Genomic DNA, 21,024 nt, shown 5'->3' with positions numbered 1-21,024 from the left:
GCACTACTTATGGAAAAGTTCATCCCCAACCGACGTTTTTACCTGCGTGGCAGCGCCTTTTTTGCGCTGATCAATCTATTCGTGGTGTGGGCCATCGCGACCCGATACCTCCCCTGGCTCGAGACGCCTGATGACCCATGGGGCATTGCCTATCTGGTGACCACCTGGATTGGCCACTTCGGTCTACTGGTGATGCTGGCCTGGTTACCGATGGGGTTGTTGGCCCTGATACTGCCAAAACGTCCGCTTATCATCGCCCTGACACTGCTTGCCGGTATCGGGCTATGGGTACTGGCCCTGGATACCGTCGTCTTCGGGCAATATCGCTTCCATATCAATCATTTCATGCTGTCCCTGTTCCTGCACAACGAGGACGGCGATATCGTCAGCTTTTCTGCCACCACCTGGGCCACCGGCATCGGTGTAATGGCAGGACTGCTGCTGTTTGAAGCATGGCTTGCCTGGCGCATCATCGGCAGGGCACAGAGTATTCGCTTTCCCGTCTGGAAAGGTTTTCTGACCCTGCTGGTGATGGCGCTGGCCAGCCATGCCATTCATATCGTGGCCGATGCCCGCTACAAGCGCAGCGTGACAGCGCAGGCCAGTATCTACCCCCTGCTGTTCCCGGCCACCGCCAAGGGATTCATGGAAGACCATGGCTGGCTTGATCCCCGGGCCGCCCGCTCTCGCGGCCTGGATGTCAGCAAAACCCCGAATGCCGCGACACTCGACTGGCCGGCTCACTCGCTTCAGTGCACTCCCGGAAAAAACCCACCCAATATCATCATCATTGCGCTTGATTCATGGCGGTTCGATGAATACAGCCAGAAGACCACGCCGCATCTTTACAGTGCATTCGAGCAGGATGCCCTTCGTTTCAACCATCACGTCAGTAGCGGAAACGCCACGCGTAATGGCATTTTCGGCCTGTTTTATGGCCTGACCGGTAATTACTGGGGCGTCATGAACGATAATGAAATAGGCAGCCTCTTCATTCGCACCCTTCAAAAACATGATTATCCACTGGGCCTGTTTGGCTCGGCCAGTTTCGATGGCGTAGGTTTTGACCGTACCGTCTTTTCGTCGGTCCCTGACCTGAGGCTTCGTACCTATCAGGGAGCAACGCCCGCCGAACGGGACCGGAACATGACATCGGAGTGGCTGAAATGGCAGGCCACTCGTCGTCAGACAAAAAATGGCACACCGTATTTCGGCTTTTTATTCTACGACGCCCCACATGGCTACAGTGTACCTGAAGGCGCCGAGGCCCCATGGCAGCCCTCGCGCGAAGGCATGGAATATGCCGAACTGGGGCAGGATACAGACCCTACCCCGGTGCGTAACCTTCATCGCAATGCCGCCCATTACGACGATGCATTGATCGCGCAGGTCATTGCCGACCTTAAACGTCATGGAGAGTGGGACAATACCTGGATCGTCGTGACGTCTGATCACGGTCAGTCATTTAATGATACCGGTCACAATTTCTGGGGCCATAACAGCAATTTCAGCCGTTACCAGACGCAGGTGCCCATGATCATTCACGGGCCCGGCGTGGAAAAGGGAGTACATGAAGGCACTACCAGCCACCTCGATGTCGTGCCAACCTTGATGCGTCACGCCCTGAACTGCAGCAACCCACCGACCGATTACAGCATGGGTAGCGACATGCTCGACCCCACACTGGATCATCCGTGGGTCATTGCGCACAGCTATCTGGGGTATGGCATTATCGAATCGGACCGAATTACCGAAGTGAAGGATAATGGTGCGTGGGAAATCTACGATCCTGACATGAACCCTGCTCCCACTCAGGCGTTCTCCCCGGCCGTCTTTGAAGCCGTGCGACAAATGTCACGTTTTTACACCGGAGCAGGAACATGAGCACACACCGGGCCAATCCCCTGCCCCTGACAGGCGTGGTCATCACGCTTAATGAAGCCGAGCGCATCGAGGCCTGTCTTGCCTCGCTCGGCAGGGTCTGCAGCGAACTGATTGTGGTGGATTCAGGCTCGACCGATGACACCTGCCACCTCGCGGAAAAGGCAGGTGCCAGGGTTATTCATCAACCGTATCTGGGTGATGGCTATCAAAAGAATGTGGGCCCTGCTGCGGCTTCTCACACCTGGGTACTATCGCTGGATGCCGACGAGCGTCTGACGGATGAGGCCGTAGCCGTCCTGCAGTCACTTGATCTGGACTCGACATCTCATGACGGATTCGCCCTGCGTCGCCGTAACTTCATTGGCTCACGCTGGATCAAACGATGCGGCTGGTACCCGGACTATTGCATCCGCCTGTACGACCGTACTCGAACCGGTTTCAGCGAAACCCGCCAGCATGCCTCTGTAAAGGCTGCCTCGCCCTGCCGGCTGGATGCAGATATCGAGCACTACTCGTTCAAGAACCTGGGCGAGCTTTTCACCAAGGCCAGCGGCCGTTTTTCCAACCGGTCGGCCAAGGTCATGTACCTGAAGGGCAAACGTGCCACCAGTTGGTCTCCGTTACTCCACGGTGCGAATGCCTTTCTACGCAAGTACATTGCCCAGGGCGGATGTCTTGCAGGCGTAGATGGACTTTCCGTGTCACTGTCTGCCGCCACCAATGCCTACCTGAAGTACGCCAAACTGCTTGAGTTTCAGCGTGATGCGCGTGTCCGTGATGCTGAAAACTTTGATAAGGTCTGGTGATGACATTACCCCTGCATATTCGACACGTTAATCTTGCCCGCGGCTTCCGCGGTGGCGAGCGACAGACCGTTCTGCTGATTGAGCAGCTGGCCATACGCTACAAGGGCCAACTGACTCAAAGTCTGGTGTGTCGTTCCGACTCCGAATTGCCGGAAAGACTTGCCGACGTGGACGTGCACGTCATTGCTGCCGGCCACCAGCTACAGGGGCATTATCAGGGCGTCCCCGCAGATATCGTGCACGCCCATGAAGCCAAGGGAGTGCACTGGGCCTGGGTACATCACAGACTGCGGCGCCCCCCTTACCTGCTGACCCGTCGCGTCCCCCAGCCGGTCAGGGACAAGCCCTTCAACAGGCTTACCTACAGCAATGCCAGCGTCGCAGTTGCCATTTCCTCCGTGATCCAGCGTCATCTTGAATCACGTCGCTGGGGCCGTACGGCCCTGATTCCCAGCGCCTACTCCCATGTACCGTCTAACCCCAAGCGGGTCAGCGAACTCAGGACACGATTTGCCGGCAAGACAGTCATCGGCCATGTCGGTGCACTGGTAGATCGTCACAAGGGGCAGCGCGTGCTGTTGGAAGCAGCCCGGCGTCTTGGGCCTTCCCATCCTGACGTGGTATTTCTGCTGTTGGGTGAGGGAGAAGATGCCCAGGAATTACGACGCGAAAGCGTCGATCTTGAAAACGTGATCTGGGAAGGCTTCCAGCCGGATGTCGAAAACTATTTCGACATCATGGATATCTTTGCCTTCCCATCTCGCAACGAAGGGCTGGGTTCCACCCTTCTGGACGCCATCGACCACCACGTCCCCATCATTGCCAGCGACGTGGATGGTATTCCCGATATCATCACTCACGAAAAAAGCGGCCTGCTATTTTCACCCGGTGATGCCTCGGCGCTGACCCAGGGGCTCGATCGAATGCTGACGGACCCTGCCCTTTGTCATGCCCTGGTACAGGGTGCCGATCAACGCCTGGTCGAATTTTCGCCGGAAGCCATGGCAGATAGTTATCACGCCCTGTATCACCGAATACTGGCACGCACATAGCCTTGTCTCTTCCAGGGGCTCTACTGAAAAATCGGTAACGCACCGTATTCGATAGCAGCCCCATTCCCCGCCCCTTGATGCATGCCCTGCAAGCGCCGACCAGAAAGCACGAATATAACCGGGACCATTAATGTCCATCCTGCGCTGAATCCTTATGAAACCTCCCGTTCATTCCTGCATTGCATCAAAAGACTACCTGCGTGTTTTTCACAGTGGACGAAGACTTCTATGATGTTCAGGTAACGCATCAATACGATGACGTTCGCCAAAGTAACTTCGTCACACGCCAACCCAGGAGCTACCCGCATGCCACTCGTCACCATTTCCATTACCGAAGGGCTGGCCGAACACCGGAAGGATATCGCTGACCTCGTTAATGCATCTGTCATTCGCACCATGGATTTTCCGGATGATGACCGCTACCACCTTATCAATACCATGACCCCTGATGCCCTTGAGCTTCAGACACGGCAGGGAGAACGGGTCGCGCTCCAGTTGACCATGCGCAGCGGGCGTACGGATGCCCAGAAGAAAGCCTTTTATCAGGATGTAGTTGCCGCCCTGTCGGAAAAAATCGGTGTGTCTTCCGAAAATGTAATGATCGTCATTACGGAAAATCAGGATATTGACTGGTCCTTTTCCGATGGCATCGCGCAGTTCGTGACTGACTGAATCATTCCATCATGTTTCACGTGAAACATGACAGGCAGCGGTACTGACATGACAAAAAGCCCGAATGTTTCATGTGAAACATTCGGGCTTTTTCAGACGCCACCTCGTATTTCCGGTAATCCGGTAAAGAGGGGGATTTACATCGACGCTGCAATCCGCTCAACCGACAGCTTGTTGAGACAATCAGTATGCCCCAGCGGGCATTTCCGCTCGAAACAGGGAGAACAGGAGAGTGCCAGCGTGTGAATCGTCGCGTCAGTGGTCAGCGGAGGAGTATAGGCGGGTGAGGATGAACCATAGATGGCATGAATCCTGACTCCTGTGGCGGCCGCCACGTGCATCAGTCCGGAATCATTCGTGACGACCTGCTCACAGCTTCCCAGCAGGTCCACCGCATCGGCAAGCCGGGTTTTACCGCACAGATTGAAGACACCCTGCTGCCCTTCGGCAATAACCTCCCCGGCCTCAACATCCTTTGGGCCACCCAGCACGATGACGTCATAGCCCTTTGCTACCAGCCGAGCTGCAAGCGCGTGGTAATGGGTCAATGGCCACTGTTTGGCTGGACCATACTCAGCACCTGGCATCATCCCGATTCTGGGCGCCGATGACAGCCCCAGCGTAGTGACCAGCGACGCCAGATTGTCCGGATCACGCTCAAGGGATGGTACAGGGATCTCCGACGGCGGCATCCCCTCTTCTACCGGCAGTCCCAGGGACACAAACCGCTTTACGGTCTGATCCAGTACCTTTCTGTCGAGCGTGCGTCGCTCGGTCAGAACAACATAGCGCTGCTCACCCAGAAAGCCGTTACGTCGGGGAATGCCGGCCAGGAAAGGTACCAGTGCCGACTTCCATGACCTTGGCAACACAATCGCACGATCGTATTTACCACGCAGTTGCCGGGCTAGCTGCCAGCGCGCCTTGAGCCCGAACTGACCATGGCTGGTATCAAGCGTCAGTGCATGACGCACCTCCGGCATGCGCGCCAGAATCGGGAGCGACCAGCGAGGGCCCATCACATCAATGACTGCCGCACCGTTGTGGCGCTTCAGTGTCTTGAACAGGCTTTGCGCCATGACCATGTCGCCGACCCAGGAAGGCCCAACTACAAGAATACGTTCCGGCACCTCTGACATATCAGGTGCCACCCTCGCCGTTGAGCCATCCAAGATATTCACTTACGCCTTCGGCCACGGTCTTGAACGGTGCCTGATACCCGGCCTCGCGCAGCGCCGTAATATCGGCACGGGTGTAGCTTTGATAACGCCCTTTCAGATGATCGGGGAAGTCGATGAAGTCAATTGCGCCCTTGCCGTAGTAACCGATGACCGTGTCGGCGATGGCCTTGAACGGCTCGGCACGCCCGGTGCCCAGATTGAAAATCCCGGAAATATTCGGATGATCCAGAAACCATAGATTAACGCTGACTACATCACCGACATAGACAAAGTCACGGCTCTGCATGCCTGCGTCATACCCGTCCCATGCTCCAAAAAGCTTCGGGTTCTCGCCAGCCAGCACCTGAGTGTGATGATGAAAGGCAACGCTGGCCATGCTGCCCTTGTGCTGCTCGCGCGGGCCATACACGTTGAAATAGCGAAAACCCACGACCTGCGTTGTCAGACGCTCCCAGTGATGACGAACGTACTGGTCAAACAACAGCTTCGAGTAGCCGTACACATTCAGCGGCTTTTCGTAATCAGGTGACTCAACAAAGACGTCGCTGTCACCGTAGGTGGCTGCCGACGAGGCGTACAAAAAAGGAATACCACGGTCGTTGCAGTAGTGCAGCAACACCTTGGAGTATTCAAAGTTGTTCTCGAGCATGAACCTGCCATTCCACTCGGTCGTGGAGGAGCAGGCGCCTTCATGAAAGATGGCATCGACAGGCGGCAGACTGGCAGCCTTCACCCTCGCCAGAAAATCATCCTTGTCGAGGTAGTCCTCGATCTGACAATCCACCAGATTGACAAACTTGGTGCCGTCAGTGAGGTCATCCACCACCACGATATCTGTCCGTCCACGCGCGTTGAGCGCCTTGACGATATTGGCCCCGATGAAGCCGGCCCCGCCTGTCACCACAATCATGACATTGCTCCGTTGAATGCTGTTGGTACTGGATGTCTGCAAATGGCCGCGTTAAACGCGGCTCTATAACCCGATAGCCGCTAATTGTATACTTGCCGGCAGATTAATTCATGAACATGGGACAGGGGTGTTTTCCCGATGACACAGGCGATACCGGACGTTAGTACTTTTCAGGGCCTGATTCTTGCCCTGCAGCAATACTGGGCCAACAAGGGCTGCGTAATCATGCAGCCGCTGGACATGGAGGTGGGCGCCGGCACTTTCCATCCGGCGACCTTCCTGCGCTCAATCGGCCCGGAGTCCTGGAATGCGGCCTACGTACAACCCTCACGCCGCCCTACCGACGGGCGCTATGGTGAGAACCCCAACCGGCTTCAGCACTATTATCAGTTTCAGGTCGTAATGAAGCCCTCCCCTGCCGACTTCCAGGCCCTGTACCTGGGTTCTCTGGAAGCGCTGGGACTTGACCCGCTCACACACGATATTCGCTTCGTGGAAGACAACTGGGAATCCCCGACACTGGGCGCCTGGGGGCTGGGATGGGAAATATGGCTCAATGGCATGGAAGTGACGCAGTTCACCTACTTCCAGCAATCCGGCGGCCTGGAGTGCTACCCGGTAACCGGCGAACTGACCTACGGCCTTGAGCGCCTCGCAATGTACCTGCAGGACGTCGATAGCGTCTACGACCTGGTATGGACGCGGGCACCAGACGGTTCCATCGTCACCTACGGGGATGTGTACCTTCAAAACGAGCGAGAGCAGTCAACCTACAATTTTGAACATGCCGATGTACCAACGCTGTTCGACAACTTTGACTACTACGAGCGCGAATGCAACAAACTGCTGGCACTGGATACTCCGCTGCCCCTGCCCGCTTATGAAATGGTCCTGAAGGCGTCACATACCTTCAACCTGCTGGATGCACGCCACGCCATTTCCGTCACCGAACGACAGCGCTTTATCCTGCGGGTGCGTACCCTGGCTCGTGATGTTGCCAGCGCCTATTACGCCTCCCGCAAGGCAGCAGGTTTCCCCATGGCACCGGCGCATATACGTGAGGCCCTCATGCAGGACGATACACAACAGCAAGGAGACGCGTAAGCCATGGCGAACGAACGCACTTTTTTGATCGAACTGGGCTGCGAAGAGCTACCTCCCGGCGCCATTGCCCCGCTGGCTGAAGCACTGGCTGCCGGCCTGTGCCGCAAGATGGACGATGCTGAACTTCCCCATGGTGAGGTGCATGCCTGGGGCACGCCTCGCCGTCTGACCGTGGCCATCGAACGTCTGGCCGATATCCAGCCCGACCGCCATATCGAAAAGCTTGGCCCGGCCCTCAAGGCGGCCTACAAGGACGGTGAGCCTACCAAGGCAGCACTGGGTTTTGCCCGCTCCTGTGGCGTTGATATCAGCGAGCTTGAGGAAATCGATACAGACAAGGGGCTGCGTCTGGGGCACCGCCATGTCGAGACAGGCCAGTCGACCTGCGAACTCATGCCAGCCATCGCCGAGAGTGCCGTCAACGAACTGCCGGTACCCAAGAACATGCGGTGGGGCGATTCACGCGTAGAGTTTTCACGCCCGGTTCACTGGCTGGTCATGCTGCACGGTGAAGATGTCATCCCCGCCACCATTCTGGGCCTGACCTCTGACAGGATCACCTACGGCCACCGTTTTCACGCGCCAGAGGCCATCGAGCTTGTCAATGCCGACACCTATCTGGAGGTTCTCGAAACCCGCGGCAAGGTACTGGCTGACATGAACCGCCGTCGCCAGGAAGTCCTGAGGCAGGTTCAGGATCAGGCAAAGGCACTCAAGGCCACGGCCGTCATCGATGACGACCTGCTGACCGAGGTAACCGGACTGGTGGAATGGCCCGTTGCGCTGGCTGGCCGTTTTGACGAGCGCTTCCTGGAAGTGCCGCCGGAATGTCTCGTGTCGTCCATGAAGGCCAATCAGAAATACTTTCACCTGCTTGATGAGCAGGACAACCTGATTCCGGCGTTCATCACTATTTCCAATATTGAAAGCCGTGACCCACGCCAGGTGATTGAAGGGAACGAGCGCGTTATTCGCCCCCGTCTGGCCGATGCCGCCTTCTTCTTTGAAACCGATAGAAAGCGCACCCTGGCAAGCCGCTGCGATGAGTTGAGCAAGGTGGTATTCCAGCAGAAACTGGGCACCCTGGCAGACAAGAGCCGCCGGACCCGCGTGGTGGCTGCTGCCATAGCGTCGTCCATCGGCAGCCCGATCGAACATGCCGAGCGCGCCGCCGAACTGGCCAAATGTGACCTGGTCACTGAAATGGTCCTCGAATTCCCCGAGCTTCAGGGCATCATGGGCGCCTACTATGCCCGCTTTGATGAAGAAGCCGAGCCCGTCGCTCGGGCGCTATATCAGCAGTACCTGCCCCGGTTTGCCGGTGATGAAACACCAGACGAACCCACCGGTGTAGCACTGGCACTGGCAGACCGACTGGACACCCTCACCGGTATCTTCGGGATCGGCCAGCGGCCCAGCGGAACACGTGACCCATTTGCACTGCGTCGCGCCTCCATCAGTATACTGAGCATTCTGGTTCGCGGAGAATACAACCTCGACCTGCGTGAACTGCTCGGTCTGGCGGCCAAACAGCACAGCAACCTGCCGAACGCCGACACTGTAGTCAATGATGTGCTGGAGTATATGCTTGATCGCTTCCGCACATGGGCACAGGATGCCGGCATGCCGGTGGAAGTGTACCAGGCTGTTCGAGCTCGGCCGGTCACCCGCCCCTACGACTTTGAACGCCGACTGAAGGCCGTACATCACTTCAGCCAGCGGGATGAAGCACGCGCACTGGCAGCCGCCAACAAGCGTGTCGCCAATATCCTGTCCAAGCAGGACGGTGAAGTCGCTCATGAGGTTGATGTGGCCCTGCTGACCGAGCACGCCGAAAAGGCGCTTCATGATGCGATCGTCAGCGCCAGTGACCGCGCTCTTCCGCTCATAGGCGAAGGTGACTATGCCCAGGCCCTGGACGCTCTGGCGGAACTGAAAGGCCCGGTTGACGCCTTTTTTGATCAGGTCATGGTCATGGCCGAAGATGATCAGATCCGCCGCAATCGGCTGGCGATTCTGGCCTCACTTCAGCAACTGTTTCTGGAAATAGCGGATATCTCCCTGCTGCCCCAGGGCTGATAACAGTACTACTTGGAAGCCCCCTTACGGGGGCTTTTTCATGTCTGGATTTCATGGCCGGTCAGATCATGTGTTTCACGTGAAACATGGATCTGCCCGATTTTTCCCATGGAACATGCACGCTCTTCAGCCAGGGGTATCCACCCGTTCCGCCAGCCGACTCAGGCTTTGATTCAGATGCGCGAATCGCCACTTTTCCTCAGCCATCGAGCGCCCTGCTTCTGAGCTGCACAACGCCGTGACGACAGGAGAAATCCTGAAAAAAGGGGCATCGCGTTTTCACGCCTTGCCCCTTCAGATCAAGATCAAGATCATGCGTGTATATGTTTCACATGAAACATGTACACGGCGTCAGAACGATTATCAGAAATCGATGACAACATCGCCGATCGGGCGACTGCAGCAGGAAAGAATATACCCTTCTTCGATATCTTCTTCCGTAATCCCGCCATTATGCTCCATTTCCACTTCGCCGGATTTAAGGGCAACTCGACAGGTACCGCAGATCCCCATACCGCAGGCCTTGGGAATGTGAAGCCCCAGCTTGGCCGCCGCCGTGTGGACGGTCTCGGCACGCTGTACACGAACACTTTTGCCGGAGGCCGCGAACTGAACACTCAGCAGATCGCGATCATCAATCTCTTCTGCCTCGGCTTCTGCCTGTTCAGCCCACTCTTCAGCTTCCTCACGAACGTCAACCGGCGTCGCACCGAACGATTCCTCATGGTAATGATCCATGTTGAAATCATTGGCCACGAGAATGTTCTTGATGGCATTCATGTACGGCGTCGGGCCACAGCAGAAGATTTCACGCTCAAGGAAATCGGGCACCATCATCCGGAGCATGGGCTCGGTCAAAAAGCCGCGATAGCCGGACCATGTCTCACCCAGATCATCCTTGCGCTCACTGACCAGATGCAGCTTGAAGTCGGGAATACGGGAGAACATATGCAGCAGTTCACGATGATAAATTACATCACCGGGTGAGCGCGCACTATGAACAAAGTCGAGATCGACGGCCGCATTTGTATCAAAGAACCAGCGCGTCATGGACATCAGCGGTGTAATGCCGACCCCGCCGGACAGCAACAGTACCTTGTCCGCTGGATAGTCGATTGCATTGAAGTTGCCCACGGGCCCATGCACGGCCAGACGGTCGTTGACGTTCAGGTGATCATGCAGCCAGTTCGACACTTCACCGCCAGGTACCCGTTTGACGGTAATGGAAAAGCTATATGGGATAGAAGGTGAGCTTGAGATGGTGTAGGAACGCATCACCGTCTGGCCGTTGATCTCAAGTTCCAGCGTCACGAACTGACCGGGCTTGAAGAAGAACATGACCGGCTGATCGGCCATGAAGCAGAAAGTACGCACATCACGCGTCTCCTGGATCATCTTGACGCAGCGTACTGCATGCCGGCCATTGGTCCAGGTTTGGGTCGTTACCGGGTTCAGGAAACTGCTGCTCATAATGGTCACTCTCTGCCGGTCAGGCTTTCTCGAATTCGATGTCCATCATGGAGATCGGCTCACGTTTCAGGCATTCTGGCGATGCATTGTTTTTGCAACTTGCCTTTGAGCGACATCAACATACCCCTCACAGCCACTCAGACAAAAGAATCCGAGGCACCATGCCGTTCTGGTGTCAGCAGAAGTCGTCGGCAGATAAATCACCCCATAAGGGTTGCCGCAAACTCCATTTCATCAGTGCCAGTAGTAAGCCCGACCAGCCCCTGAAAAACAATGCGGCAGCTCCTGATCATATAACAATCATTATCGTCATGGCCCCTACCCCGAACCATGCAGGTCGGGAGGCTTAGTTTATGAGGACGTACACACTATGCATCTGATCGACCACGAACGGCTTGAAGACTCCCTCAATGACATCGGAACAGCCTGCGCTCAGATGCTGAGTGAGCGTGAACCGTCCTTCTCATTGCCCCAGCCCTTTTACAACGATGAGCGTTTCTTTGCTCTGGACATGAAGGAAATCTACGGCAAGGAATGGCTGTTTGCCGGCATGACGTGTGAAGTTCCCAAAAAGGGGAACTACATGACGATGAACATTGGCGACAATCCCATCGTGATCGTGCGTGGCGACCAGGATACCGTGCATGGTTTTCACAACGTGTGCCGCCACCGCGGTTCCAAGCTGTGCCTTGAAGAAAAGGGCAAGGTCGCACGCCTGGTGTGCCCCTACCACCAGTGGACCTATGAACTGAACGGCAAGCTTCTATATGCCGGTACCGATATGGGCTCGGATTTCGACATGACGGCCTACGGCCTGAAGCCGATCCATGTTCGCACCTCAGGTGGCTTTATCTTCGTCTGCATTTCCAGCGATGAGCCACCGGCCTTCGATGAATTTCTCGAGACGCTTGACCACTACCTTGAGCCATATGACATGGAAAACACCAAGGTCGCCGTGGAGTCCAACATCGTTGAAGATGCCAACTGGAAGCTGGTACTGGAAAACAACCGTGAGTGCTATCACTGCAACGGCGCCCATCCGGAACTGTTGAACTCACTGATCGAGTTCGATGATACCGATGACCCGCGTGCCACGGACGACTACAAGGCGCTTGTAGCCAGAAAGCAGGCGGACTGGAGCGCCCAGAGCGTGCCTTTCGAACTCAAGCGTATCGACCGTCGTAACCGGTTGACGCGTACCCCGCTGCTGAACGGTGTGGTATCGATGACCATGGATGGCAAGCCGGCCTCCAAAAAGCTGATGGGACGCCTTCAAAGCGCGGACATGGGGTCACTGCGAATTCTTCACCTTCCGAACTCGTGGAACCATTTCATGGGTGATCATTCGATCGTGTTCCGTGTTCTGCCCATCAGTGCCCAGAAAACCCTGGTTACCACGAAATGGCTGGTGCACAAGGATGCGGTTGAAGGTGTGGATTACGATCCGGCTGAAATGCGCCGTGTATGGGACGCCACCAACGATCAGGACCGCAAGCTCGCTGAAAACAACCAGCGCGGCATCAACTCAAAGGCCTACCAGCCCGGCCCCTACTCAAAGACCTATGAGTTTGGTGTTATTGAATTCGTGACGTGGTACAGCGAGCAGATGCAGAAAAACCTGTCCAATGATGCGCCTGATCTGAAACTGGCGAAGGGCTGATCACCAGCGCAATGCAATATACGAAAAGGCCCGTCCATGGACGGGCCTTTTTTATACCTGAGCAGCCTTATTGCCTGAGGACAGGGCCCCACCAGCGCTCAATGGCACTCAGCACATCAGGATGAATGGCATCGGCACAGGCCAGCCACTGTTCAAACAGTGGCTTGAGCCCTTCTGCCTGACCGGCCTCCCAGGCTTCAAAGGCTTCCCGGGCGAGGACATCCACCGATGCCTTCGGATCCTGAACAGGCACCTTGTGCACCTGCAGTGCCACCCTGAAATCCACTTCATCTATCAGATCAACCAGCATCATTGCAGGATCCTCCTATATACTCAGTACGTTTTCGTCCTGAAGAAGCTTGAATATCGCTTCAGCACCTTCCTGAGCACTCACTTCCGAAAGTACCTGTCCCGCGCCACCTTCCGACTTTGCCGCCGCAGCCTTGAACCGATCGCGAGCCGATTTGGACTTTACGATCTTGAGCCGTTTAGGACGAACACGCGCTGCCTTGATACTGAGCCCTGCCAGCGCTTCGTCAGTGCTGCTGTCATGGCTGATGGTATCTATTCGCCCCCGCTGCGCCGGGCCAAACGCACTTTGTCGTGCTCTCGCCGCACTCTCATCAACCGTGGCAATCGCCGGGAGGCGCACCTTCAGGCGCCGTCGCTGACCGCGCGGCAGGGCCTGCAGGATTGTCGCCTGGTTACCCTCGATCGATTCGATACTGACAAGCCCTGCGATCAGTGACCATCCCAGAGATTCCGCCAGCATATAGGGCAATAACCCGGAACCTTCGCCCTGCTCCGCCTGAGTGCCGGTCAGTACCAGCCCAGGCTTGCTCTCCCGCAGTATTTCTTCCAGCGCAGCACTGACATCAGCATCTGCCGACTGCTCGATGAGCGAGATACTATCGATGCCCATCCCCAGATAGCCACGCAGCGCCTCACGGCACTCCTCGCCTGGCTCACCGGCATGGAAAAGGCGGATATGGCTGTTCTCTACGTTAAGGGCCAGTTCGACGGCACGTGCATCCTGATCGGCACGCCCCGGGCGTCCGGTAAGGGAATGACGCCCGGTTGATACCAGTACCGCCACCGACAGCCCGGAAGAGCCACTGGCCATTGATTCATGCCGCTTCATGACGCGCCTCCTCGGTACGTTTCTGATCAATCAACGCCACCAGGGCTTCCAGTATTTCCTCGGCATCACCAATGACAGCCAGATCAGCCCGTTTGACCATATCGCACCCCATATCACGGTTGATGGCCACTACCTTGTTACAGCGTTCGATACCCTGAAGGTGCTGGATCGCGCCGGAAATGCCCACGGCAATATACACACGGGCACTCACCCATGTTCCGGTAGCCCCTACCTGCCGCTCACGAGGCATGAATCCGTTGTCCACGGCCACACGAGAGGCACCTTCGGCCGCGCGCAGCTGAACCGCAGCATGATGGAAGCGATCCCAGTTTTTGATGCCGTTCCCTCCTGACAGGATAAACTCGGCTTCGCCCAGGGCCACGCTGGCCGGGTCAACAGCAACCTGGCCCAGGTTATCAATGCGAATCATGGCTTCCGGCACGCTGCCTTCCAGTTCCACCGCCCTCACTTCATGACGGGTTTCCGATACCGGTTCGGCACACTCTTCCAGTGCCAGAATGCAGCGCGGGAGTGTTCTGACAATGTCCGAGCGCTCACGGGCACCACGACATTCACAGGCCCACTCGTTGTCCCGTGACAGCAGCTGCCAGACCTGCGTTGCCGGACGTTCCCTGAGCCGTACCGACAGGCGACGGCCAAGCTCAGCCCCACCCAGCTGGGAATCCGGGAACACCCAGCGCTCCGGTAAATACTCGCGTTCAAGTGCTTCAAGCTGTCCCAGTCGTCGTTCCGGGCTGTACCCTTCCAGACGTTCATCGCCGAGATGCAATAGACGGTCTACACCGGCATGCTCGAACCGGGTCTCACGGTGGCTGCCAAATACTACCGCCAGAACCGCGCCCTGGCGGGCAGGATCAGCATCTGCCAGCTGACGGGCCATGCCCAGTACATCCCGGTCATGACTGGTCAGTTCACCTCCGGCCATATCAGGCACAACAGCGATGATAAATGCCGGCTCATCGATAGTGACCAGCGGTTTCTGCGGCTCGCTTTTCGCCTGACGGCCGGGAGAGGCAGCGGCCTGGCTTGAAAGCAGCCCACTGCGGTCAATACGCTTGATACCGTTGGGCCCGATGCTGCCAATCCGGTGCGGATCACGACGCACAAGTCCGGCAGGCCCCATCCACTGTGAAGGGGAGGCTGAAGCACCCTGTTCAGCCATGACCTGGGCATGATCCGGGTGCAGACGATTACGAGCAATCCATTCAAGCCGCGGGTTCTTACGTGGCAGGCTCATGCGATCACCTCCAGCGGTTCCTGTTGATCTGCCTTGTGGCGAGGGTCAGGCCTGTCGGTCAAGGCATCAGCGACCAGTTCAGCAATGTCCTTGATCTGAGGGCGTGGCTCGACCACCCCTTCAAGCATTGCCGTACACTGCGGACAGCCTACTGCAACAATTTCGGCGCCGGTCTCGCGAATATCGTCCATCCTCATGTCCGGAATACGCTGTTTTCCAGGCACATCAACAACCGGAGCTCCCCCACCGCCGCCACAGCAGCGTGACCGGTATCCGGACCGCACCATCTCGTTGACATTCAGGCCCAGTGCCTTCAATACCGCCCGTGGTGCTTCGTATTCACCGTTGTAGCGACCCAGATAGCAGGGATCGTGATACGTCACGGTACCCGGCATGGCCGGCGCAAAGGACAGACGATCCGCACCGATCAGGCGATCAAGATAACCACTGTGGTGATAGACCGTGTAATGGCCGCCAAAGTCACCGTACTCGTTTTTGAGAACATGGAAGCTGTGCGGGTCACAGGTCACGATACAATCGAACTGATGCTTCGCCAGCGTGGCGATATTGCGTTTGGCCAGCGACTGGAACGTTGCCTCATCCCCCAGGCGCCGAGCCAGGTCCCCACTGTCGCGCTCGTCATTGCCCAGCACGGCAAAATCAACCCTTGCGGCTCTCAGCACCTTGATCAGGGCGCGTAGCGTGCGCTGGTTGCGCATGTCAAAGACGCCATCACCCAGCCACAAGAGTACTTCGGTACGCTCACGATCCTTGATCAACGGCAGTTCAAGGTCGGCTGCCCAGTTCATGCGTGAAGTGGGCGAGAAACCACCAGGGTTGTCGGTTGCTATCAGATTATCCAGTACATCCGCGCCCTTGCCCGGCGTATCGCCATACTCAAGTGTCAGGTGACGACGCATGTCCACCACGGCGTCAACGTGCTCGATCATCATTGGGCATTCTTCAACACAGGCGCGGCAGGTCGTGCAGGACCACAGGGTATCCGGATCAACCAGTGCCTCGCCCTTGCGAGCCACCAGCACGCCGCCGGAGCCTATCTGATGCTCACCGGACTGGCCCGGATAATGCGAACCGGCGTATTTGGCATCAGTGCCGGTCGTCATGCCGGCAACCATATCCTGAATCAGCTTCTTGGGATTGAGCGGCTGCCCCGCAGCAAAGGCCGGACATACAGCCTCGCACCGTCCGCACTGAACGCAGGCATCAAACCCGAGCCGCTGGTTCCAGGTAAATTCTTCCGGCTTGATCACACCCAATGGCGCTGTCCTGTCATCCAGATCAAGCGGCTTGAGACCCGTCGAGCGGCCACCGCCGAAACGTTCCTGGCGGCGGTGGAACCCGAGGTGCAGGGCGCCGGCGAAGGCGTGCTTCATGGGCCCGCCCCAGGTCATGCCGAAGACCAGTTCCGACAGGCCCCACGCCACCAGTACCACCAGCACCAGCGCAAATACCCAGCTTCCAGCATTTTCCGGCATCAGGCCAACAGCCGGCAGCGTCGTCAGGAACATGCCGAGTGAAAATGCAATCAGGCTTTTCGGCAGGCGCTGAAACGCCCCCTTCGACAGGCGCGCAGGCGGATTGATGCGGCGGCGATAAACCAGCACGCTGCCGACGAACATGATGGCCGTGAAGGCGAGCAGCAGCCAGCCCAGGATACCACTGGCCAGATCGAAACCATGCACGATGATGGCAAGGACCATGGAGGCCACGAAACCACCGGCCGTAGCCACGTGAGTATGTGCAATGTACTTGTCACGTTCGACGACATGGTGGAGATCAACAAGATAGCGCCGTGGAATCGAAGCCAGCCCTTTCATGATGTTGACAGGGGATGGTCGACCACGGCGCCACATGGCGATGCGACGAAACGCACCAACAGCACCCAAAACGAGCGACACCGCCAGTAACAGCGGTATTAGAATATTCAGCATCGGAAAGCCTCCCGGACAGCCCGCGCGGCATTACCGCGCGGGCAGGTCTCAGAAATCCTTGCAGAGGCGCAAGGCGTCGTAGATGGCAGCGTGCGTATTGCGCGGTGCAGTGCAGTCGCCGATCCGGAACAGCAGGAAGCCTTCTCCCGGCTCACTCAGGCAGGGCTGGGGTTCAATGGCATACAGCGCTTCGAGGTCCATCTGGCCGCGGTTACGCGATTGTGGCTTCAGGGTGTAGTACAGCGTCTCGCTGGGCTTGACCCCGTTTTCAACCACGACCTGATCCACGACCCGCTCTTCCATTTGGCCGGTGTACTCGTTTTCGAGTACCGCCACCAGCGCCGGGCCCTCGCGATAGACCTTGTGAAGGGCCAGGTCGGAGGTCATGATGACTTCTTTCTCATACAGCGTGCGGTAGTACGTCGGGAACGTAGTGCCTCCTACTGCAGCACCCGGCTTGATGTCGTCGGTGACGATCTCGACCCGGGAGCCCTTGTCGGCCATGTAGTCCGCTACGGACACCCCGGAAAATTCACAGATCGTATCGAATACCAGCACGTTTTTGGCCGGCTCAACCTTGCCATCAAGAATATCCCAGCTGCTGACAATCAGGCTTTTCTCGGGATCTTCATCAAATCCCCAGTCTGCCACCTGTGTCATGTGCGGCGTACCACCTGTAGCCAGCAGAACGATATCCGGGCGCAGGTCCTTGATGGTCGCTTCATCAGCGGGCGTGTTGAGGCGAATATCCACCCCCAGGCGATCCAGCTCGAGCTGATACCAGCGCGTGATACCCGCCATCTGATCGCGGCCCGGCGCACGTGACGCCGTGGTGATCTGACCACCGATCTGATCCTTGGCTTCAAACAGCGTTACATCATGGCCACGTTCGGCACTGACGCGCGCTGCCTCCATCCCGCCGGGGCCACCGCCGACCACAACCACCTTGCGAAGCGGTCCCCTGGTCTTTTCGATGATGTGAGGCAGCCCCATGTATTCGCGAGACGTTGCTCCGTTCTGGATACACAGTACATCCAGCCCCTGATACTGGCGGTCGATGCAGTAGTTGGCACCCACACACTGACGAATCTGATCCGTCTGCCCCATCTTGATCTTGGCAATCAGATGCGGGTCAGCAATGTGCGCACGAGTCATCCCGACCAGGTCAACGTGGCCCGCTTCCAGGATACGAGTGGCCTGGTTTGGATCCTTGATGTTCTGGGCGTGAATGACCGGAACCGAGACGACCGTCTTGATACCGGCGGCCAGATGCAGGAAGGGCTCCGGCGGATAGCTCATGTTCGGAATAACGTTGGCGAGCGTATTGTGAGTATCACAACCCGACCCTACAACGCCGAAGAAATCGACCTTGCCGGTCGCGTCGTAATAAGCCGCGATCCGTTTCATTTCCTCGTGATCCAGACCGTCCGGATGGAACTCATCGCCGGTGATACGCATGCCGACCACGAATTCATCGCCGACTTCTTCCCGAACCGCCTTCAGCACTTCCATGCCAAAGCGCATCCGGTTTTCAAAGCTGCCACCCCATTGGTCGGTACGCTTGTTGACGCGAGGACTCCAGAACTGGTCGACCAGGTGCTGATGCACTGCCGACAGCTCAACCCCGTCCAGACCGCCTTCCTTGGCCCGGCGTGCTGCCTGGGCAAAGTCGCCGATGATGCGCCAGATCTCTTCTTCTTCGATCGTCTTGCAGGTCGAGCGGTGAACCGGTTCGCGGACACCTGAAGGAGACAGCAGTGTTGACCAGTCGTATCCGTCCCAGCGAGAGCGGCGCCCCATGTGGGTAATCTGAATCATGATCTTGCCGCCATGCTTGTGCACGGCATCTGCCAGATTCTGAAAGTGCGGAATGATCCGATCCGTCGACAGGTTGACCGAACTCCACCAGCCCTGAGGACTATCGATCGATACGACCGATGAGCCACCACAGATGCACAGTCCGCACCCACCCTTGGCTTTTTCTTCGTAGTATTTGACGTAACGTTCGGATGTCATCCCGCCGTCGGTGGCATACACCTCGGCATGCGCGGTGCTCACTACCCGGTTACGGATTGTCTGGCTGCCGATCTTGATCGGCTCAAACATTGCTTCAAAGGCCATATTCTCTCTCCTCAGCTAGTCGGCGCAACCTTGAACCGGCCAACATCACACCCGGATTCGGCGCCGCTCTGGACCTGCTCGGCCTGGGTACGCAGACTGCTTCCACCAGCTGCAAGAATCTGATCCATGGCACCGGCAAACCAGCCAGTGAACATGTATTCGATCTTCCGATCGACCTTGCCCATCTGATAAACGAAGGCACTGTGCTCAAGGCGTACGCTCGCGGTACCATTCTCGAGATCAATCTCTTCGGTGATGAACAATCCCCAGCCGCGCTGGGACAAACGCTTCATATAGTGCTCGAAGACGTCCACGCCCTGAAGGCCGTGAATTTCAGCCTCCTTTTCACACCAGTGCCAGGCACTCTTGTAACCGGCGTGATAGAGAATTTCGGCATACTTCTCGGCACCCAGCGCTTCTTCCACGGCCACATGGTTATTGATGAAGAAATGGCGCGGTACATACAGCATCGGCAGTGCATCGGTGGTCCAGATGCCGGTTTCGCTGTCGACTTCGATCGGCAGTTGGGGAGCAGTAGTCGTCACGGTGTCTAACCTCATGTTCTTGTCGTTGTTTCAGATGAATCCAGTACTCTGGTGGCGTATCAGGCGCCCCAGACGTCACGCAGTACGCGCACCCAGTTTTCGCCCATGATCTTGCGGACCTGTCGCTCGCTCATGCCGCGACGGAGAAGCGCTTCAGTCAGGTTCGGGAACTCGCCAACGGTACGGATACCCTTGGGATTGATGATTTCCCCAAAGCTGGTCAGGCGACGTGCATAACCCTTGTCATGCGTAAGCCACTCGAAGAACTGCTGATCGTGGCCCTGTGTGAAATCGGTGCCGATACCGATCGCGTCTTCGCCCACGATATTCATGATGTACTCGATGGCTTCAACGTAATCGTCCACGGTGGCGTTAACGCCGGCACGCAGGAAAGGAGTGAACATGGTGACGCCAACAAAGCCGCCGTTATCGGCGATGAATTTCAGTTCCTCGTCGGACTTGTTGCGCGGGTGTTCCTTCAGGCCGGATGGCAGACAGTGTGAGTAGCAGACCGGTTGTTTGGACTCGAGAATGACTTCCCTGCTGGTGTTGGCACCGACGTGAGACAGATCACACATCATGCCGACCCGGTTCATTTCCGCCACGATTTCGCGACCGAACCCTGACAGACCGCCATCACGCTCGTAACAGCCGGTACCGACCATATTCTGGGTGTTGTAGCACATCTGAACGATGCCCACGCCAAGCTTCTTGAAGATCTCGACATAACCGATCTGGTCTTCAAACGCCTGTGCGTTCTGGAAGCCGAAGATGATGCCTGTCTTGCCTTCTTCCTTGGCTTTGGTAATGTCCGCCGTGGTATGCACCGGACGAACAAGGTCACTGCACTCATCCATCAACGCCTGAGTGCGGACAATATTATCGACGGTGGCCTTGAACCCCTCCCACACTGACACAGTGCAGTTTGCCGCAGTAAGACCGCCTTTACGCATGTCTTCCAGCAGCGCGCGCTCCCATTTAGCGATAATCAGGCCATCGATGATGATAGCGTCGTCGTGCAGTTCGGACGGGGTCATGGTGTTCTCCACTAATCAGGTTATGCGGCCAGCATATCCCCGCCCCCCTGCCCCACGACGCCTGTATGCGACGAAGATCATTCCAAAAGCGTCAACATTGTCGCGCTCAGGCATAATGGACCCGCTGACAAAAAAGGCCCGGTGATCACCGG

Annotated in this window: 17 protein-coding genes; 7 read left to right on the top strand and 10 right to left on the bottom strand. The window is 57.1% G+C overall.

Translation table 11 applies throughout. The annotated features are described in order from the left end of the window. Positions 1-9: 9 nt before the first annotated feature. The 4 genes from OQ287_RS06985 to OQ287_RS06970 all read left to right on the top strand — a co-directional run bounded on the left by OQ287_RS06985 (position 10) and on the right by OQ287_RS06970 (position 4,414). Positions 10-1,884 (top strand): DUF3413 domain-containing protein, encoded by a 1,875-nt coding sequence (locus OQ287_RS06985; RefSeq protein WP_265895968.1) that lies wholly within the window; start codon positions 10-12, stop codon positions 1,882-1,884. Then, positions 1,881-2,690 (top strand): glycosyltransferase family 2 protein, encoded by an 810-nt coding sequence (locus OQ287_RS06980; protein ID WP_250934776.1) that lies wholly within the window; start codon positions 1,881-1,883, stop codon positions 2,688-2,690. Before OQ287_RS06985 ends, OQ287_RS06980 begins: the two co-directional genes overlap by 4 nt. Continuing rightward, on the top strand, positions 2,690-3,742 hold the full coding sequence (locus OQ287_RS06975; protein ID WP_265895967.1) for a glycosyltransferase family 4 protein: 1,053 nt from the start codon (positions 2,690-2,692) through the stop codon (positions 3,740-3,742). Before OQ287_RS06980 ends, OQ287_RS06975 begins: the two co-directional genes overlap by 1 nt. Before the next feature lie 306 nt (positions 3,743-4,048). Beyond that, positions 4,049-4,414 (top strand): tautomerase family protein, encoded by a 366-nt coding sequence (locus OQ287_RS06970; RefSeq protein WP_265895966.1) that lies wholly within the window; start codon positions 4,049-4,051, stop codon positions 4,412-4,414. A gap of 137 nt (positions 4,415-4,551) precedes the next feature. Here OQ287_RS06970 and waaF read toward each other — a convergent pair whose 3' ends face one another. Together waaF and rfaD are read right to left on the bottom strand one after the other, a co-directional pair. After that, a complete protein-coding gene (gene waaF / locus OQ287_RS06965) occupies positions 4,552-5,553 on the bottom strand; it encodes a lipopolysaccharide heptosyltransferase II (RefSeq protein ID WP_265895965.1) in 1,002 nt (333 codons plus the stop codon). 1 nt (position 5,554) lies between these two features. Next, a complete protein-coding gene (rfaD, locus tag OQ287_RS06960; RefSeq protein WP_265895964.1) occupies positions 5,555-6,505 on the bottom strand; it encodes an ADP-glyceromanno-heptose 6-epimerase in 951 nt (316 codons plus the stop codon). Between the two features lie 138 nt (positions 6,506-6,643). Here rfaD and glyQ point away from each other — a divergent pair, with 138 nt between their 5' ends. Together glyQ and glyS are read left to right on the top strand one after the other, a co-directional pair. Next, complete coding sequence (gene glyQ / locus OQ287_RS06955; RefSeq protein WP_250934769.1) at positions 6,644-7,609, top strand: glycine--tRNA ligase subunit alpha; 966 nt, start codon at positions 6,644-6,646, stop codon at positions 7,607-7,609. 3 nt (positions 7,610-7,612) lie between these two features. Next, the gene (glyS, locus tag OQ287_RS06950; protein WP_265895963.1) at positions 7,613-9,688 is read left to right on the top strand and encodes a glycine--tRNA ligase subunit beta; all 2,076 of its coding nucleotides are present in this window, start codon (positions 7,613-7,615) and stop codon (positions 9,686-9,688) included. A gap of 363 nt (positions 9,689-10,051) precedes the next feature. Here glyS and OQ287_RS06945 read toward each other — a convergent pair whose 3' ends face one another. Further along, positions 10,052-11,158 (bottom strand): hybrid-cluster NAD(P)-dependent oxidoreductase, encoded by a 1,107-nt coding sequence (locus OQ287_RS06945; RefSeq protein ID WP_250934764.1) that lies wholly within the window; start codon positions 11,156-11,158, stop codon positions 10,052-10,054. A 370-nt stretch (positions 11,159-11,528) separates the two neighbouring features. On the opposite strand from OQ287_RS06945, the gene OQ287_RS06940 reads away from it, so the two are divergent. Next, a complete protein-coding gene (locus OQ287_RS06940) occupies positions 11,529-12,818 on the top strand; it encodes an aromatic ring-hydroxylating oxygenase subunit alpha (protein WP_250934762.1) in 1,290 nt (429 codons plus the stop codon). A 67-nt stretch (positions 12,819-12,885) separates the two neighbouring features. On the opposite strand, the gene OQ287_RS06935 is transcribed toward OQ287_RS06940, so the two are convergent. The 7 genes from OQ287_RS06935 to OQ287_RS06905 are packed head-to-tail and all read right to left on the bottom strand — an operon-like array spanning position 12,886 to position 20,872. Then, positions 12,886-13,131, bottom strand: coding sequence for a hypothetical protein (locus OQ287_RS06935; RefSeq protein ID WP_250934761.1), 246 nt, complete (start codon positions 13,129-13,131; stop codon positions 12,886-12,888). 12 nt (positions 13,132-13,143) lie between these two features. Continuing rightward, the gene (gene etfB, locus OQ287_RS06930) at positions 13,144-13,959 is read right to left on the bottom strand and encodes an electron transfer flavoprotein subunit beta (RefSeq protein WP_250934760.1); all 816 of its coding nucleotides are present in this window, start codon (positions 13,957-13,959) and stop codon (positions 13,144-13,146) included. Continuing rightward, complete coding sequence (etfA, locus tag OQ287_RS06925) at positions 13,946-15,217, bottom strand: electron transfer flavoprotein subunit alpha (RefSeq protein ID WP_265895962.1); 1,272 nt, start codon at positions 15,215-15,217, stop codon at positions 13,946-13,948. The genes etfB and etfA overlap by 14 nt, the downstream gene beginning before the upstream one ends. Further along, complete coding sequence (locus OQ287_RS06920) at positions 15,214-17,169, bottom strand: (Fe-S)-binding protein (RefSeq protein ID WP_250934758.1); 1,956 nt, start codon at positions 17,167-17,169, stop codon at positions 15,214-15,216. The genes etfA and OQ287_RS06920 overlap by 4 nt, the downstream gene beginning before the upstream one ends. Before the next feature lie 48 nt (positions 17,170-17,217). Next, positions 17,218-19,290, bottom strand: coding sequence for a dimethylglycine demethylation protein DgcA (gene dgcA / locus OQ287_RS06915; RefSeq protein ID WP_265895961.1), 2,073 nt, complete (start codon positions 19,288-19,290; stop codon positions 17,218-17,220). Positions 19,291-19,301: 11 nt separating this feature from the next. After that, a complete protein-coding gene (locus tag OQ287_RS06910) occupies positions 19,302-19,850 on the bottom strand; it encodes a DUF5943 domain-containing protein (RefSeq protein ID WP_284732635.1) in 549 nt (182 codons plus the stop codon). 44 nt (positions 19,851-19,894) lie between these two features. After that, positions 19,895-20,872, bottom strand: coding sequence for a dipeptidase (locus OQ287_RS06905; protein ID WP_250934756.1), 978 nt, complete (start codon positions 20,870-20,872; stop codon positions 19,895-19,897). Between the last annotated feature and the right edge of the window lie 152 nt (positions 20,873-21,024).

Origin of the sequence: Larsenimonas rhizosphaerae (assembly GCF_026240105.1) — a bacterium.
Taxonomy (GTDB): Bacteria; Pseudomonadota; Gammaproteobacteria; order Pseudomonadales; family Halomonadaceae; genus Larsenimonas; species Larsenimonas rhizosphaerae.
The sequence above is the reverse complement of the archived record's forward strand: the minus strand, read 5'-3'. Positions and strand labels throughout refer to the sequence as shown.

Excerpts from the sequence above, each read along its gene's own strand:
- OQ287_RS06970 (WP_265895966.1), top strand. The coding sequence starts at position 4,049 with ATGCCACTCGTCACCATTTCCATTACCGAAGGGCTGGCCGAACACCGG.
- OQ287_RS06920 (WP_250934758.1), bottom strand. The coding sequence starts at position 17,169 with ATGCTGAATATTCTAATACCGCTGTTACTGGCGGTGTCGCTCGTTTTG.
- OQ287_RS06985 (WP_265895968.1), top strand. The coding sequence starts at position 10 with ATGGAAAAGTTCATCCCCAACCGACGTTTTTACCTGCGTGGCAGCGCC.
- OQ287_RS06905 (WP_250934756.1), bottom strand. The coding sequence starts at position 20,872 with ATGACCCCGTCCGAACTGCACGACGACGCTATCATCATCGATGGCCTG.
- OQ287_RS06945 (WP_250934764.1), bottom strand. The coding sequence starts at position 11,158 with ATGAGCAGCAGTTTCCTGAACCCGGTAACGACCCAAACCTGGACCAAT.
- waaF (WP_265895965.1), bottom strand. The coding sequence starts at position 5,553 with ATGTCAGAGGTGCCGGAACGTATTCTTGTAGTTGGGCCTTCCTGGGTC.
- OQ287_RS06980 (WP_250934776.1), top strand. The coding sequence starts at position 1,881 with ATGAGCACACACCGGGCCAATCCCCTGCCCCTGACAGGCGTGGTCATC.
- etfA (WP_265895962.1), bottom strand. The coding sequence starts at position 15,217 with ATGAGCCTGCCACGTAAGAACCCGCGGCTTGAATGGATTGCTCGTAAT.
- OQ287_RS06975 (WP_265895967.1), top strand. The coding sequence starts at position 2,690 with ATGACATTACCCCTGCATATTCGACACGTTAATCTTGCCCGCGGCTTC.
- rfaD (WP_265895964.1), bottom strand. The coding sequence starts at position 6,505 with ATGATTGTGGTGACAGGCGGGGCCGGCTTCATCGGGGCCAATATCGTC.
- OQ287_RS06910 (WP_284732635.1), bottom strand. The coding sequence starts at position 19,850 with ATGAGGTTAGACACCGTGACGACTACTGCTCCCCAACTGCCGATCGAA.
- etfB (WP_250934760.1), bottom strand. The coding sequence starts at position 13,959 with ATGAAGCGGCATGAATCAATGGCCAGTGGCTCTTCCGGGCTGTCGGTG.
- glyS (WP_265895963.1), top strand. The coding sequence starts at position 7,613 with ATGGCGAACGAACGCACTTTTTTGATCGAACTGGGCTGCGAAGAGCTA.
- dgcA (WP_265895961.1), bottom strand. The coding sequence starts at position 19,290 with ATGGCCTTTGAAGCAATGTTTGAGCCGATCAAGATCGGCAGCCAGACA.
- OQ287_RS06940 (WP_250934762.1), top strand. The coding sequence starts at position 11,529 with ATGCATCTGATCGACCACGAACGGCTTGAAGACTCCCTCAATGACATC.
- OQ287_RS06935 (WP_250934761.1), bottom strand. The coding sequence starts at position 13,131 with ATGATGCTGGTTGATCTGATAGATGAAGTGGATTTCAGGGTGGCACTG.
- glyQ (WP_250934769.1), top strand. The coding sequence starts at position 6,644 with ATGACACAGGCGATACCGGACGTTAGTACTTTTCAGGGCCTGATTCTT.